Origin of the sequence: Bacillus sp. JJ1127, assembly GCF_036965845.1 — a bacterium.
In the GTDB taxonomy this organism is placed as follows: Bacteria; Bacillota; Bacilli; order Bacillales; family Bacillaceae_G; genus Bacillus_A.
Genome location: NZ_JBALQK010000082.1, coordinates 1 through 14,782 on the forward strand (window position 1 = coordinate 1; position 14,782 = coordinate 14,782).

Sequence of the window (14,782 nt, forward strand, 5' to 3'; positions counted from 1 at the left end):
TAAAATAAAAATTGACGTTTCACGTTGTTTGTTTCGTTTAGTTTTCAAAGTTCAACATCGCGTTTCAGCGACTTTCATAATATAACATCTTTCATCTAACTCGTCAATATCTTTTTTCTTTCGTTGTTGACGACGCTTATTAATTTACCACATTAACACTTAATGAGTCAACACTGTTTTTTAATTTTTTTAATACATGCCAAAATATTTTTATCCTGGCATTATATATAATTTAATAATGACCAATGCACAAATACCTGGTATCCCTAAAAGGCTAGAAACAGAAGCTGTTCCGATGTTAATAGGAATATGAAAATTAAAGTATGTCCCAATTACATTCACAGCAAATAACAGTACGACACCTATCATTACTTTGATGAATATCCTCCCTATAAACTGCAGCGGTTTCGTAGAGGCACCAAAAACTAACAAAACAAACACTAAAGTAAGAATACCACCAATAATAATTGTAGAATTCATTTTCCCCCTCCTTATATAACTCATACACTCTATTTGTATGGGACAAGGAGGTAAAAAAGAACATTCAATTACATAAAGTAACACCTTAATTAATGAGTATCTTCTTCATCCTCCACTGATGAAAAGCCCTCACAATCGAGGTATTACCACCCGCGAATAGCGGAATAAAAAAGACCCTGATTTAAAAATCAGAGTCTTTTACCATTGTTCCATCTTTACAGGACGACGTTTCGCTTCTTTTAATAAGAAAAAATATTTTGCTTCTGCTATTTTTAAAGAACAAAGCACATTTTGCGATGGTTCAACACTTTGCTCTACCATTCTTTTTTGACGTAACCACTCGTTTTTCACTTTCTCTAACAAAGCAATTAACTTATCATCGTATTCTTTACGCAACTTTCCCTTTTTTTGAAAAAACATTTCAGCTTCTCCTCTTATACTTCTCTACGGCCTTCTAGGGCCTTAGATAAAGTTACTTCATCCGCATACTCTAAATCTCCACCAACCGGAAGACCATGAGCAATACGTGTTACTTTTATACCTGTTGGTTTTAAGAGACGAGAAATATACATTGCTGTAGCTTCACCTTCAATATTTGGGTTCGTTGCTAAAATAACTTCCTGCACAGTCTCATCCTGCAATCTTTTTAAAAGTTGTGGAATATTGATGTCCTCTGGTCCAATTCCTTCCATTGGGGAAATCGCACCTCGCAATACATGATAGACACCTTGATATTCTTTCATTTTTTCCATCGCAATTACATCCTTCGGCTCCTGTACGACACAGACAACCGATTGATCACGGTGGGAATCATCACAAATATAACAAGGATCACGATCTGTAATATGTCCACAAACAGAACAATATGTTAAATTTCTCTTTGCATTTACAAGTGATTTAGCAAAGTCTAGTACGTCATCTTCCTTCATATCTAACACGAAGAATGCCAATCGAACGGCTGTTTTGGGGCCGATTCCTGGCAATTTCATGAAACTATCGATAAGTTTTGATATCGGTTCTGGATAATGCATATGTCAATATCCCCCTACTAGAACATTCCACCTGGTAAATTTAAGCCTTTTGTGAATTGTCCCATTGTAGAGTTTGAAAGTTCCTCGGCTTGCTTAAGTGCATCATTTGTTGCAGCTAACACAAGATCTTGTAACATTTCAATATCTTCTGGATCTACAACTTCTTCTTTAATTTTCACTTCAAGAATTTGCTTATGGCCATTTACAACAACAGTAACCATTCCGCCACCAGCTGTACCTTCAACTGTTTTTTCACCAAGCTCTTCTTGTGCTTTCGCCATTTGCTTTTGCATTTTTTGCATTTGTTTCATCATGTTATTCATATTTCCCATTCCGCCACGCATCATAATACATTCCTCCTAATTGTTGTTATTCTTTTATTTCAATAAGTTGTTGCCCTACCAATTTTACCGCCTCTTCTACGAGGGGATCTACTTTTTGTTCTGCAGCTTCTTCTGAATTTCCACCTTCGCGTTGTAAAAATTCTTCACGAATTTTACCCCATTCCGCCTTTGGAATCGCAATCATATTCAATCTTTTACTCAGCAATTCAAAAAGAACTTGTTCTACGGTATCCATGGCATCACGATTTTCACTCGCCATTTTGCAATGTATCTCATATTGGAAAGCTAAAACATAAGAATCTTCAGAAGCTGCAACTGGTTCACTATTCTCTAACAATACAGCAAACGCCACTTTATTATAGGATTTAAGTCTTCCTAACAACTCACCCCATACGCCTTTTAGCTGCTCTAAATCTTGGCGTTTCGCTTGCTTTAACACTTCATGCACACGCCCAACAGGAATTTTCATACTTCCTGTCCGCACTGGCTTTGGTGTTGAACGCGTTTCCCTTACTTCCTGCTGCACACCAGCTGGTACACCATTCTTCTTCACGTGTTCTAATTCTTTTTCCAGTTGTTGCATTCTGTTCATAATCGCCTGCAAACGGTCTGTTCCATTTGCCTGCACCATAAATTGCTGACAAAGTTGCACCATGACAACTTCCAGGAAAATGCGCGGATGATTTGTCCACTTCATCTCCTGTTGTCCCTTACTGAGTGTATGAATAATTTCATAAATCATCTCGGGTTGCATCGCTTCACTTAGCATACGGAACTGATCATCTACAATTACCCGTTCTAACATATGTTCTAATTGTGGCGAAGTTTGATATAAGAGCATATCACGATAATAGTAAATGAAATCCTCCATAAAACGAACTGGGTCTTTTCCTTTACTCATCATATCATCAATAATGCGTAATGCTCTTGATACATCATTTTCACGTATACATTCTACAAGGTTACCTAAATATTGTTGAGAAACAGAACCTGTTACCGCTAAGACATCCTCAGTTGTAACTATCCCATCGCTATAAGAAATAGCTTGGTCGATAAGACTTAACGCATCACGCATACCACCCTCAGCGGCACGCGCAACAATTTGTAACGCCTCATCTTCTACCTTTGTCCCCTCATTTGTAACAACCGTCGCTAGCCTTTCTACAATATCATGTACTGATATTTTTCGAAATTCAAAGCGTTGGCAGCGTGAAATGATTGTAGGTGGAATTTTATGCGGCTCTGTTGTTGCCAAAATAAAGATAACATGTTGTGGCGGCTCTTCTAACGTCTTTAAAAGCGCATTAAAAGCTCCCATAGAAAGCATGTGAACTTCATCAATAATGTATACTTTATATCTCACTGCACTTGGGGCATATTTTACCTTATCTCTTATATCTCGAATTTCATCTACACCGTTATTTGAAGCCGCATCAATTTCTAATACATCCGAAATAGACCCTTGTGTAATGCCTAAACACGCAGGACATTCATTACAAGGCTCAGCTACTGGAGCATGCTCACAGTTAATTGCCTTTGCAAATACTTTTGCAATTGTCGTTTTACCTGTTCCCCTCGGACCAGAAAACAAATAAGCATGCGAAGCTTTCTCTTGAAGAAGGGCATTTTGCAACGTTTTTGTTACGTGCTTTTGACCGACTACATCTTCAAACTTTTGCGGTCTCCATGTCCGGTATAACGCTTGGTATGACACGAAAATACGGCCTCCCTCAAAGGTTATTATCTTGTATATTATAACCCATTCTGTTTATAGATTCCAAAAGTTATTTTCTATACAAAAAACCCACCTTTTTATATAAGGTGAGTTTTGTATACATATATAACTGCCGTGCACCTTCTGTCGATTACGTACCATAAGCGTTACTTAAGCAGTTAGCTCGGTTCAGGCACTCCTGCGGCACACGAGAAAACCCGCTTATTGCTGCTTCCTTCCGGACCTGACAAGGTTCACGGGGTCCCGTTGCGCAGGACCCAAACGTCAACACCACTTACTTAAGGCAGGCCTTACAGCAACATAACCTCGAGAAGGGATTCGGCCTCGCTAGAGCGGATTGCGAGTACAGGGCACCGCTACCTCCCCGCTTAGCACGGCAAAGTTAAAACCAATATTCGGTTGCCTTGAATAAGGCACTATCAGTATAACTTGTTTCTTCATAAATTGCAAATATGTTAGGCACCAGTATTTTTATCCAATTTTTCCTTCTGCTCTTTCCTTCTTTTACGAAGTTCTCTAAAAAAGTTCGTTAACAGCATGCCACATTCTTCTTCCATCACACCTGGTACCACTTCACATTGGTGATTAAAACGCTCGTCTGTTAAAAGATTCATTAAAGTACCTGCGCATCCACCTTTTGGATCACTTGCACCATATACAACACGTTTCACACGTGATAAAACAATTCCACCCGCGCACATTGGACACGGCTCTAACGTAACATATAATGTTGCATTTTCTAAACGCCACGTCCCTAACTTTTTACAAGCTTCATCTATAGCTAATAACTCTGCATGAGCAATTGATCGTTGCTCTGTCTCTCTTAAATTATAGGCGGCGCTGATTACTTTCCCATCTAGCACAATAACAGCTCCAATCGGAACCTCTTGTATCTCTTCAGCTTTCTTTGCCTCTTCTATTGCACGTTGCATAAAATAAATATCTTGTTCCATAATACATTCCTCTCATTACGAATAAAATACGATAGCTCCTTCACCACTAAATCTCATTTAGCCGCACTTCTCCTTACACATGTAGGATAACTTTTCCCCATTCAATCCAACCTAAAGAAAAAGGAAGGGTGATTACATATGAAAAATACAGCATTACTCATCGTTGACATGATTAACGACTTCAAATTCTCACACGGACCTATTTTAGCGCAAAAGTGCGAGATAATAGTGGAACCTATCTTAAAATTAAAACAAACCATGAAACTATTGGGTTATCCTGTAATTTATGTTAACGATCATTATCAACTATGGAGAGCTGATATCGATCAACTTATCGCTCATTGTACAAATCAGTATAGCAAACACATTATACAAGTACTCTCTCCCGAATCGGATGATTATGTTTTTATTAAACCACACTATTCCGCATTTTATGAAACGCCTTTAAATTCTTTATTAGGGCATTTAAAAATTGAAAACCTTATCGTAACAGGAATAGCAGGAAATATATGCATCCTTTTTACAGCCAATGATGCCCATATGAGAAATTATTCTCTTTCTGTACCACAGGACTGTATTGCCTCCAATTCCGATCAAGATAATATACACGCTTTGAAAATAATGGAGACAACATTAAAGGCAAATATTATGCCTTCTTTCCAACTGAAACTGGATTAGTATATATCTATTTTCTAACTTTTTATAACAAATTAGTCCGTTCACTTCCCTCTTATGCTACAATAATTCTGTTTTGTGCTTTTATTTACAGTAAATTATGAACTGAAAGGAGGAAACAGCGTGACCGGAGTACCATTTATTACGGTTGAAGGGCCAATTGGTGTTGGAAAAACTTCACTAGCGAAGGAAATTTCAACTCACATGCAACTCCACTTATTAAAAGAAATTGTTGATGAAAATCCCTTCTTAGGGAAGTTTTATGAAAACATTGACGAATGGAGTTTTCAAACAGAAATGTTCTTCCTTTGTAATCGATATAAACAATTGGAAGATATTAATATAAAGTATTTAATGAAACATAAACCAGTTGTAGCGGATTACCATATATGTAAAAACCTAATTTTTGCATCTCGTACATTAAAAGATGTTCAATATGACAAATACATGCAAATTTATCGTATTCTTACGCAGGATATGCCTGTACCAAATGTCATTGTATACTTAACAGCAAGCCTTGAAACATTGCAAAAACGAATCGCAATGCGCGGGCGGGAATTCGAAAAAAATATGGATCCAAATTACTTACTACAACTCACTAAAGATTACGAAACAGCAATGGAAACTTTCAAAAAGGATCATCCCGATATCCCAGTCTTGAAGTTTAATGGAGATAATATAGATTTCGTAAAGAATAGCGATGACTTAAATGTAATTTTATCCACCCTCCAAAATACACTCTTAAAGGGGACGAAATAGCAATGAATTTAAGGCAAAAATATGATATACCCAATGATGCAGTAATTACAATCGCTGGTACGGTTGGTGTGGGTAAATCAACTATGACAACTGCACTTGCTAACGCTTTAGGTTACCGGACATCATTTGAGAAAGTGGATTCTAATCCATATTTAGATAAGTTCTACGCTGACTTCACACGTTGGAGCTTTCACTTACAAGTTTATTTTTTAGCGGAGCGATTTAAAGAACAAAAAAGAATTTTTGAATATGGCGGAGGCTTTGTACAAGATCGTTCTATCTATGAAGATACTGGCATTTTTGCAAAAATGCATCACGAAAAAGGAACAATGACAGAGACAGATTATGAAACATACAAAGGATTGTTCGATGCAATGGTTATGACACCTTACTTCCCACATCCAGACTTATTAATCTATTTAGAAGGTTCCTTTGATGATATTGTTAGCCGTATTCAAGAACGTGGTCGCCCAATGGAACAACAAACACCAATTGAATATTGGAAAGAAATGCACGGACGTTATGAAAATTGGATTAATAACTTTAATTCATGCCCTGTCCTACGCTTAAATATTAATGAATACGATATTTTAAAAGGTGAAGATTCAATTGAACCGATCATTAAGAAAATTGGTCATTTCTTAAAACAAACACGCAAACTTGTAAAATAAAAAACCCGTGCATATGCACGGGTTTTCCTATTAATTTACTTTTTCTTTTTCGTTGAAGCAATAATTTCGCTCTCTGACTTCCCAGCATTAATACGCTGACGAACAGTGCTCGTACTAATATCATACGCTTCAGCAATTTCTTTAACAGTCATTTCTTTCCCATTAATAACTGCTGTCAATACTTTACCAGTACGTTTTGGAGCTGCTTCTTTTTTCGCAGTTTTTTTCGGTGCTTCTGCTTTTTTCACATTACAAGTACAACCGCAAAGCTTACGGAATGTATCATCACTTATAATACACGATACGTTTGCACCACTATTTAAAATTCTATTGTTCTTACAGACTGGACATTGTACATAGTATAAAGTTTTTCCATCTAAAGGAAACGTTTGTATAATAAGATCCATGTTGACTCCTTTCATATCTATGAAGATAATCATCGGAATATGAGTGTTTATTAAGGCGATAATAGCCTTACATCATACTTTCTGATTGGTTTTAAAATAAAAACTCGTTACGTGTTGGTAACGAGTTCTCCAATCTCCACTTATATGCGCTGTTGTCAATTATATCTGGAGGAGGTAGAGGGATTCGAACCCCCGCGCGACTCTCGCCACCTGTCGGTTTTCAAGACCGATCCCTTCAGCCAGACTTGGGTATACCTCCATATTGACATCAAATATAATAACAAAAGAAAAACAGTTAGTCAACCCTACTATCATAAATTATGAGGAAAGGAAAATATTACTTTTCCTTTCCCTTTATGTTGCTACTGACAACACCTGTAATTACCAATCACTCATACCGATGAAAGTTTTAATTTACTTAATAACTGTTTTTCCTCCCATATAAGGGCGAAGAACTTCTGGAATTATAATTGTACCATCTTCTTGTTGATAGTTTTCTAAAATTGCTGCAACTGTACGTCCAATCGCAAGACCAGATCCATTTAATGTATGAACAGGTTCTGGTTTTGCATTCGGTTCACGACGGAAACGAATGTTTGCACGTCTTGCTTGGAAAGCTTCAAAGTTACTGCAAGAAGAAATTTCACGATATGTTCCATAACTTGGAATCCATACTTCGATATCGTATTTCTTCGCTGCTGTAAATCCTAAATCTCCTGTACACATGCTCATAACACGATATGGCAGACCTAATAATTGTAACACGCGTTCCGCATCATTTGTTAATTTTTCTAATTCTTCATAAGAATCTTCTGGTTTAACAAATTTCACAAGCTCAACTTTATTAAATTGATGCTGACGGATTAAACCGCGTGTATCGCGTCCAGCTGATCCTGCTTCAGAACGGAAACAAGAGCTAAATGCTGCATAACGAATTGGCAATTGCTCTGCGCTTAAGATTTCGTCACGGTGCATATTTGTTACAGGAACCTCAGCTGTAGGAATTAAGAAGTAATCTTCACTCTCAATAAGGAACGCATCTTCTTCAAACTTTGGAAGCTGCCCCGTTCCTGTCATACTTGCACGGTTTACCATATACGGAGGTAACACTTCTTCATACCCATGTTCATCAGTATGAAGATCCAGCATAAAGCTAATTAAAGCACGTTCCAATCTTGCACCTGCACCTTTATAGAATACAAAGCGGCTTCCTGTTACTTTAGCAGCACGCTCAAAGTCTAAAATCCCTAAATCAGTTGCAAGATCCCAGTGTGGTTTTGGTTCAAAGTTAAATTCTTTTACCTCTCCCCAAGTACGAGCTACCACGTTATCATCCTCTGTTTCACCAATTGGTGCAGATTCATGCGGGATATTTGGAATAGAAAGCATTAATCTTTCTAAATCTTCTTCAACTATACGAAGCTCATTGTCAAGATCCTTTACTTTTTCTCCTACTTCACGCATCTCTAAAATTAGTGCCTCTGCATCTTTCTTTTCGCGTTTTAACACAGAGATCTGTTGAGATACTTCATTACGTTTACTTTTCAATTCCTCTGTTTGAACAAGCAACTCTCTTCTTCTTGTATCTAATTCTTCAAAACGACCGAAATCAGTTAAATCTTCGCCTCTATGCTGTAATTTTGCTTTTACTTCTTCAAAATTCGCACGTAAAAATTTAATATCAAGCATTATATATTCCTCCTTTTGTTTTATAAAACACAAAAAACTCCCGTCCCTGTAAAAAGGGACGGGAGTTAACCCGCGTTGCCACCCTAGTTGAAAGCACCGTTGCTTTCCTCTCAAGTAGAAATAACGGCTCTTCACCGGAAATGCTTACTAATCATAAAGATATTCCACATTCCATTCCAGGATGGATTCACAAACTGTTTCTATCGGTTTTCACCAACCACCGACTCTCTATAAGAAACAACATTTGTTACTACTTCCTATCAACACGCTTATTTTATAAAATTGTTACCATCAATTTACTATAATCTTACACAAGTTGCAAGTTACTTATACAATTTTTTTCATTTTTGCTTCTTTCACCATCTGTACAAAATATGCTGTAACACGATGGTCATCCGTTAATTCCGGATGGAAAGAAGCTGCTAAAAATGGTCCTTGTCTCACTGCTACCATTCGATCATTATGCATAGAAAGAACCTCTACGTTATCAGCTACATTGACAACATATGGCGCACGAATAAATACACCAATAAAGTCTTCTCCTACATCTTTTATCGAAAGCGCTGCTTCGAAGCTATCCTTTTGGCGTCCAAATGCATTACGTTCAACTGTAATATCCATCGCACCAATATGAGATTCTTCATAGCCTACAAGCTTGTTTGCAAGTAAAATCATACCTGCACATGTACCAAACATTGGCTTACCAGATTTCGCAAATTCACGAAGTGACCCCATAAAATCGTACTTATCAATGAGACGGCGCATTGTTGTACTTTCACCGCCTGGTAAAATAAGACCATCAATTTTTTCAAGCTGTTCTACACGTTTAACAACTACAGCCTCTGCGCCACTTGCTTCAACTGCTTTTACATGCTCACGAACAGCTCCTTGAAGACCTAATACACCGACTTTTACCATTTCAAAATCTCCTTTGATTACCAACCGCGTTCTTGCATGCGTTGTTCTGGTAATAACGTCGAAATTTCAACGCCCTTCATTGCAGTACCTAATCCTTTAGAAAGGCTTGCAATTAACTCGTAATCTTCATAATGTGTTGTCGCTTCAACAATTGCACGTGCAAATTTCTCTGGGTTTTCTGATTTGAAAATACCAGATCCAACGAACACACCATCTGCACCAAGCTGCATCATTAATGCTGCGTCTGCTGGCGTTGCTACACCACCTGCTGCAAAGTTTACAACCGGTAAGCGGCCTAGGCGTTTGATTTCAAGTAATACTTCATAAGGAGCTCCCGTATTTTTTGCATATGTCATTAATTCGTCTTCACGAAGACTCGCAACTTGACGGATTTCTGCATTGACTTGACGCATATGACGTACTGCTTCTACAATGTTTCCTGTTCCAGGCTCACCTTTTGTACGGAGCATAGACGCACCTTCTGCGATACGACGCGCTGCTTCTCCAATATCGCGGCATCCGCATACAAATGGAACAGTATAATCACGTTTATTTAAATGATACACTTCATCAGCTGGAGTTAACACTTCACTCTCATCGATGTAGTCTACCCCTAATGATTCTAATACACGTGCTTCCACAAGATGACCAATACGGCATTTTGCCATAACTGGAATTGATACAGCACCCATAACTTCTTCTACGATTGTTGGATCCGCCATACGTGCAACGCCACCTGCTGCACGAATATCCGCAGGAACACGCTCTAGTGCCATAACAGCAACTGCGCCTGCTTCTTCTGCAATTTTTGCTTGTTCAGCGTTAACTACGTCCATGATAACGCCGCCTTTTTGCATTTCTGCCATTCCACGTTTTACACGTTCTGTTCCCGTTACATTTGTCATATACAAAAACCCCCCTAGATGAATTACTTTCCCCTGCTAAAGGCGAAAATTAAGAATACTCTTACATTCTACCACTAACTATAAGATGCTTGTCCACTACTTTTTCATAAAGTCGATATGAAAAATGGAATAAAAAAAGCTCCTACAATGAGGAGCTTTTAAAACCAGCCTTTTACTGTATCAACAGCACTATTCCACATACCACTAAAGAAAGAGCCAATACCACGCATAGAACGTACAAACCAGTTTGCCTGTTCTACGTCTGAATTTGTTACAAGATCTACTTGTAATGACTTACCTGATAAAAATCCAGGGTCATTATTATCTTTAGGCGATATAACCATTTGTCCAAGTGCTGTCCCTTTTTTAATTGGTGCTTCTTTTTCTTTACTTATATTTTTAAATTCTGTTTTATATACATCTTTACTTCCTTTTAGCATCGGAAGTGTAACAGCTTGTTTCGTTTGAACTGCAACATCTTTATCTTTTGCATTTTTTACTTGTACAGTTTCATGTCCTTTTACTGCTGACCCTTTTGGATATACCTTTTTCACTTCAAAATTCGTAAATCCATAATCAAAAAGTTTCTTTGTTTCTGCAAAACGTGCTGGGTGAGAATTCGTTTTAATTACAACGGAAATTAAACGCATACCATTACGTTCTGCTGTCCCTGTAAAGCAATCTCCAGCTTCTGGTGTAGAACCTGTTTTAAGGCCGTCTACTCCTTCATATTGGAATACAAGACCTTTTAACATCCAGTTCCAGTTATCCATTTTAACAGGATATTTTCCACCTTCTTGGAATACTTTTTTCGGAATTTTCGCTGTGTCTAATACTTTTGGAAAATCTTGAATCAGACGTTGCGCTAAAATCGCGACATCTCTTGCAGACATTTTATTTTCTTCATCTGGTGTTGTGCCTTCAGGATGCTGCCCTTTTAAGTCTTTGTTTGTTAGACCTGTAGAGTTTACGAATTTATAATTTTTTAATCCAAACTCTTTCGCCTTATCATTCATCATTTTTACGAAATCTACTTCTTTACCCGCAACCGCTTCAGCTAAAGCAATTGTTGCACCGTTTGCAGAGTAAATTGCCATTGCCTCGTATAACTCTTTTACCGTATAAGAGCCACCATTTTCTAATGGAACGTTTGATAATGTGCGATCTTGTGAAATCTTATGTGCATATTCAGAAACTTTTACCTTTTGGTCCCACTTAAGTTTCCCTTTTGCCACAGCTTCATTAACTAAGTATTCACTCATCATTTTTGTCATACTAGCAATTGCTAATAATTCATCTGCATTTTTTTGGTATAAAATTTTCCCTGAATCTGCTTCTACTAAAATCGCTGCTCCTGCTTCAACATCTAAAGCAGGGCCTGTTTCTGCTGATGCACTGCTATACGTAACAAACATGCTGCAAAATAATGTAAGCACTGTTACCATCGCAATGAATCTCTTGCAAAGCATACCTTTCACTTCTGTTACCCCCAATATCTTTGTACTCACATAACCGTTATTCTAACATAATCAAAAAAAAATAGACAGAGATATCAAATCTCTGTCTATTTACATATAAGACATTATAAAGAGTAATTTGGAGCCTCTTTTGTAATTTGTACATGATGTGGATGACTTTCACGTAAACCAGCACCTGACATACGAATGAATTGTGCATTTTCACGCAAGAATTCTAAATCCTTTGCTCCGCAATATCCCATACCTGCACGTAATCCACCAACCAACTGATGAACTGTATCAGCTAAAGGCCCTTTATATGGTACACGACCTTCGATACCTTCTGGAACAAGTTTTTTGTTTCCTTCTTGGAAGTAACGATCTTTACTTCCTTTTTCCATCGCTCCAACAGAACCCATACCGCGGTATACTTTAAATTGACGGCCTTGATAAATTTCAGTTTCTCCTGGGCTTTCACCTACACCGGCAAACATACTACCAAGCATAACAACATGTGCTCCTGCTGCTAAAGCTTTTACCATATCACCAGAGTATTTAATACCACCATCAGCAATAACTGGAATGCCATGCTTACGAGCTTCTGTTGCACAATCATATACTGCTGTTAATTGTGGTACACCTACACCAGCTACAACGCGTGTTGTACAAATAGAGCCTGGTCCAATACCAACTTTGATAACATTTGCACCAGCTTCAATTAATGCGCGTGTTGCTTCAGCTGTAGCAACGTTACCTGCAATAATGTTTAATGTCGGATATTTTTCTCGAACTTCCTTTACTTTGTCAGCTACATTTTTGTGATGTCCATGAGCTGTATCAAGTACAATTACGTCTACGCTTGCTTTTACTAATGCATCAATACGAAGCATAGCGTCTGCAGTTACACCAACTGCCGCTCCAACTAATAAGCGGCCTTGCTTATCTTTTGCTGAGTTTGGAAACTCAATTACTTTTTCAATATCTTTAATTGTGATAAGCCCTTGTAATACACCGTTATTATCAACAAGAGGGAGCTTTTCAATTTTATATTTCTGTAGGATCTTTTCAGCTTCTTCTAACGTAGTACCAACTGGAGCTGTGATTAATTGTTCTTTTGTCATCACATCGGAAATCTTGATAGAGTAGTCTTGGATAAAGCGCATATCACGGTTTGTAATAATACCAACTAATTTTTGCTCTTCTAAGTTATTTACAATTGGTACACCTGAGATACGATATTTTCCCATAAGATGCTCTGCATCAAATACTTGATGATCTGGAGTTAAAAAGAAAGGATCTGAAATAACGCCGCTTTCAGAACGTTTTACTTTATCAACCTGCTCAGCTTGTTGCTCGATAGACATATTCTTATGAATAACGCCTAAACCACCTTGACGCGCCATTGCAATAGCCATATCCGCTTCTGTTACTGTATCCATTCCCGCACTAATTAAAGGAATATTTAACTGTAAACTTTCGGATAGAACTGTTTTAACACTTACTTCTCTTGGCAATACATCTGACTTCGCTGGTACAAGTAACACATCATCGAATGTCAAACCTTCTTTAACAAATTTAGATTCCCACATAATTGTTCCCCCTATGATACCAGAAATTATTATTAGTAGCTTAACAATTGGTTAAAATACTGTCAAGAAAGTGGAAATATGTTAGAATTTTTAGATAATAAAAGGAGCGTAATATATGCATCATACATCTCATACTTGGCAGCAATTAAGTTTCTTTTTTTCATCCCATAACGTACAGCGTTATCTTGCCCATTGCTATGAAAAATTACCTATCGAAAATGCCGAAAAAAAAAGTTTTGAAAATTGTTATCCCTTTATCTATTACTTAGAACATGGGAAAAGTTATTACGAATTATGTAAAACAGCACCTTTTTCTATTCGACCAATGTTATTATTTTACGGAATGTGCCAGCTCTTTAAAGCATGTTTGTTAACCATTGATCCAAACTATCCAGAATCAACCACAGTCTTAGCACATGGGGTAACAACACGGAAACGAAAAAAGCAGGGTTATCAGTTTTTAGAAGATGAGATTAAAGTACAAAAAAACGGACTGTTCCCTCATATTGCAGAACGAATGTTTCACATGAAACACTTAGAGGGTGAAAAATTTAATATGTTAGAGCAAATGGAGAAAATCCCTGAGTTACAAACTCTATTCCAATATAGTCGAAAAGGACAGATGTTATATAAAGTCAATATATTAAATACACACGATATTTCATTTCCCTTTAGCATACTCGATCGTTTACATATGACAAAGGAAAGATTTTCTCGTTACATCGAAACAACTTGTAAACATCTCTCTATACAGCATACAATTCACGAAACAAATGAATCCGACTTGTTATTCTCAGCTCCCGTTCGCACATGGAATCCTTTATATAGCACACCATTGGCCTATGACTACTATACGGGCTCATACTATTGGCCAATCACGAATGATTCTAGAAATTCTAAACCCTTCTTACCCGAACCACTCATACACTATTTACTGCTCTATAATTTAAGCATGATTTCTCGCTACGAGACTGACTGGTGGTATGACTTATTAGGAAGCTATGCCTCAGAGGATTATCCGTTTATTTATCAATTTTTAGGCATTACTGCAGAGAAAATCCCTTACTATGTTTCACTATTTTTATTAGGTCAATGTCCCCCTATTTCTTAGGAAATAAAAAAAGCACGAGTCAATTGACTCGTGCTTTAATTGCTTGGCGACGTCCTAC

The 14,782-nt window shown here is 37.5% G+C and carries 16 protein-coding genes, 1 tRNA gene, 1 other RNA gene and 1 other annotated feature; of the genes, 4 read left to right on the top strand and 14 right to left on the bottom strand.

All coding sequences use genetic code 11. From position 1 onward, the window contains the following. Window positions 1–210 precede the first annotated feature (210 nt). The 7 genes from V7183_RS09695 to tadA form a co-directional block, all read right to left on the bottom strand. A complete protein-coding gene (locus V7183_RS09695) occupies window positions 211–480 on the bottom strand; it encodes a pro-sigmaK processing inhibitor BofA family protein (RefSeq protein WP_097898526.1) in 270 nt (89 codons plus the stop codon). A 198-nt stretch (window positions 481–678) separates the two neighbouring features. Beyond that, window positions 679–900 carry a YaaL family protein gene (locus V7183_RS09700; RefSeq protein WP_097898525.1) on the bottom strand — a complete coding sequence of 74 codons (222 nt, stop codon included), beginning with the start codon at window positions 898–900 and terminating at the stop codon, window positions 679–681. Between the two features lie 14 nt (window positions 901–914). Beyond that, entirely contained in the window at window positions 915–1,511 is a 597-nt protein-coding gene (recR, locus tag V7183_RS09705; protein WP_011983166.1) for a recombination protein RecR, read from the bottom strand. Between the two features lie 17 nt (window positions 1,512–1,528). Beyond that, a complete protein-coding gene (locus tag V7183_RS09710; RefSeq protein ID WP_170958198.1) occupies window positions 1,529–1,855 on the bottom strand; it encodes a YbaB/EbfC family nucleoid-associated protein in 327 nt (108 codons plus the stop codon). A 25-nt stretch (window positions 1,856–1,880) separates the two neighbouring features. Continuing rightward, window positions 1,881–3,569 carry a DNA polymerase III subunit gamma/tau gene (dnaX, locus tag V7183_RS09715; RefSeq protein ID WP_335359342.1) on the bottom strand — a complete coding sequence of 563 codons (1,689 nt, stop codon included), beginning with the start codon at window positions 3,567–3,569 and terminating at the stop codon, window positions 1,881–1,883. A 133-nt stretch (window positions 3,570–3,702) separates the two neighbouring features. After that, window positions 3,703–3,967: signal recognition particle sRNA large type (gene ffs / locus V7183_RS09720), an RNA gene on the bottom strand. Window positions 3,968–4,045: 78 nt separating this feature from the next. Beyond that, window positions 4,046–4,543: a tRNA adenosine(34) deaminase TadA gene (tadA, locus tag V7183_RS09725; RefSeq protein WP_097898523.1), complete on the bottom strand. Its 498-nt coding sequence runs from the start codon at window positions 4,541–4,543 to the stop codon at window positions 4,046–4,048. Between the two features lie 138 nt (window positions 4,544–4,681). Between tadA and V7183_RS09730 the strand changes: the two genes are divergently transcribed. The 3 genes from V7183_RS09730 to V7183_RS09740 all read left to right on the top strand — a co-directional run bounded on the left by V7183_RS09730 (window position 4,682) and on the right by V7183_RS09740 (window position 6,648). Next, window positions 4,682–5,221 (top strand): isochorismatase family cysteine hydrolase, encoded by a 540-nt coding sequence (locus tag V7183_RS09730; RefSeq protein WP_335359343.1) that lies wholly within the window; start codon window positions 4,682–4,684, stop codon window positions 5,219–5,221. A gap of 120 nt (window positions 5,222–5,341) precedes the next feature. Further along, on the top strand, window positions 5,342–5,977 hold the full coding sequence (locus V7183_RS09735; RefSeq protein ID WP_097898521.1) for a deoxynucleoside kinase: 636 nt from the start codon (window positions 5,342–5,344) through the stop codon (window positions 5,975–5,977). 2 nt (window positions 5,978–5,979) lie between these two features. Further along, window positions 5,980–6,648, top strand: a complete 669-nt coding sequence (locus tag V7183_RS09740; RefSeq protein ID WP_097898520.1) for a deoxynucleoside kinase — start codon at window positions 5,980–5,982, stop codon at window positions 6,646–6,648. A 35-nt stretch (window positions 6,649–6,683) separates the two neighbouring features. Here V7183_RS09740 and V7183_RS09745 read toward each other — a convergent pair whose 3' ends face one another. The 7 genes from V7183_RS09745 to guaB all read right to left on the bottom strand — a co-directional run bounded on the left by V7183_RS09745 (window position 6,684) and on the right by guaB (window position 13,613). Then, a complete protein-coding gene (locus V7183_RS09745) occupies window positions 6,684–7,055 on the bottom strand; it encodes a DUF3797 domain-containing protein (protein ID WP_097898519.1) in 372 nt (123 codons plus the stop codon). Window positions 7,056–7,221: 166 nt separating this feature from the next. Next, window positions 7,222–7,314 (bottom strand) — tRNA-Ser (locus V7183_RS09750). A 155-nt stretch (window positions 7,315–7,469) separates the two neighbouring features. Further along, entirely contained in the window at window positions 7,470–8,744 is a 1,275-nt protein-coding gene (gene serS, locus V7183_RS09755; protein ID WP_097898518.1) for a serine--tRNA ligase, read from the bottom strand. Between the two features lie 51 nt (window positions 8,745–8,795). Further along, window positions 8,796–9,017, bottom strand: a binding site (T-box leader). A 54-nt stretch (window positions 9,018–9,071) separates the two neighbouring features. Further along, the gene (pdxT, locus tag V7183_RS09760; RefSeq protein WP_097898517.1) at window positions 9,072–9,662 is read right to left on the bottom strand and encodes a pyridoxal 5'-phosphate synthase glutaminase subunit PdxT; all 591 of its coding nucleotides are present in this window, start codon (window positions 9,660–9,662) and stop codon (window positions 9,072–9,074) included. Between the two features lie 17 nt (window positions 9,663–9,679). Further along, window positions 9,680–10,567: a pyridoxal 5'-phosphate synthase lyase subunit PdxS gene (gene pdxS, locus V7183_RS09765; RefSeq protein WP_017150471.1), complete on the bottom strand. Its 888-nt coding sequence runs from the start codon at window positions 10,565–10,567 to the stop codon at window positions 9,680–9,682. Window positions 10,568–10,725: 158 nt separating this feature from the next. Then, a complete protein-coding gene (locus V7183_RS09770; RefSeq protein ID WP_097898516.1) occupies window positions 10,726–12,045 on the bottom strand; it encodes a D-alanyl-D-alanine carboxypeptidase family protein in 1,320 nt (439 codons plus the stop codon). 104 nt (window positions 12,046–12,149) lie between these two features. Next, window positions 12,150–13,613: an IMP dehydrogenase gene (guaB, locus tag V7183_RS09775; protein ID WP_335359344.1), complete on the bottom strand. Its 1,464-nt coding sequence runs from the start codon at window positions 13,611–13,613 to the stop codon at window positions 12,150–12,152. A 115-nt stretch (window positions 13,614–13,728) separates the two neighbouring features. Here guaB and V7183_RS09780 point away from each other — a divergent pair, with 115 nt between their 5' ends. Further along, window positions 13,729–14,724, top strand: coding sequence for a YaaC family protein (locus V7183_RS09780; RefSeq protein WP_335359345.1), 996 nt, complete (start codon window positions 13,729–13,731; stop codon window positions 14,722–14,724). Window positions 14,725–14,782: the final 58 nt, after the last annotated feature.

Bases quoted from the DNA above. Each gene is read 5' to 3' on its own strand.
- recR (WP_011983166.1), bottom strand. From the start codon at position 1,511: ATGCATTATCCAGAACCGATATCAAAACTTATCGATAGTTTCATGAAA.
- V7183_RS09710 (WP_170958198.1), bottom strand. From the start codon at position 1,855: ATGCGTGGCGGAATGGGAAATATGAATAACATGATGAAACAAATGCAA.
- pdxT (WP_097898517.1), bottom strand. From the start codon at position 9,662: ATGGTAAAAGTCGGTGTATTAGGTCTTCAAGGAGCTGTTCGTGAGCAT.
- V7183_RS09780 (WP_335359345.1), top strand. From the start codon at position 13,729: ATGCATCATACATCTCATACTTGGCAGCAATTAAGTTTCTTTTTTTCA.
- V7183_RS09730 (WP_335359343.1), top strand. From the start codon at position 4,682: ATGAAAAATACAGCATTACTCATCGTTGACATGATTAACGACTTCAAA.
- tadA (WP_097898523.1), bottom strand. From the start codon at position 4,543: ATGGAACAAGATATTTATTTTATGCAACGTGCAATAGAAGAGGCAAAG.
- pdxS (WP_017150471.1), bottom strand. From the start codon at position 10,567: ATGACAAATGTAACGGGAACAGAACGTGTAAAACGTGGAATGGCAGAA.
- serS (WP_097898518.1), bottom strand. From the start codon at position 8,744: ATGCTTGATATTAAATTTTTACGTGCGAATTTTGAAGAAGTAAAAGCA.
- V7183_RS09740 (WP_097898520.1), top strand. From the start codon at position 5,980: ATGAATTTAAGGCAAAAATATGATATACCCAATGATGCAGTAATTACA.
- V7183_RS09700 (WP_097898525.1), bottom strand. From the start codon at position 900: ATGTTTTTTCAAAAAAAGGGAAAGTTGCGTAAAGAATACGATGATAAG.
- guaB (WP_335359344.1), bottom strand. From the start codon at position 13,613: ATGTGGGAATCTAAATTTGTTAAAGAAGGTTTGACATTCGATGATGTG.
- V7183_RS09745 (WP_097898519.1), bottom strand. From the start codon at position 7,055: ATGGATCTTATTATACAAACGTTTCCTTTAGATGGAAAAACTTTATAC.
- V7183_RS09695 (WP_097898526.1), bottom strand. From the start codon at position 480: ATGAATTCTACAATTATTATTGGTGGTATTCTTACTTTAGTGTTTGTT.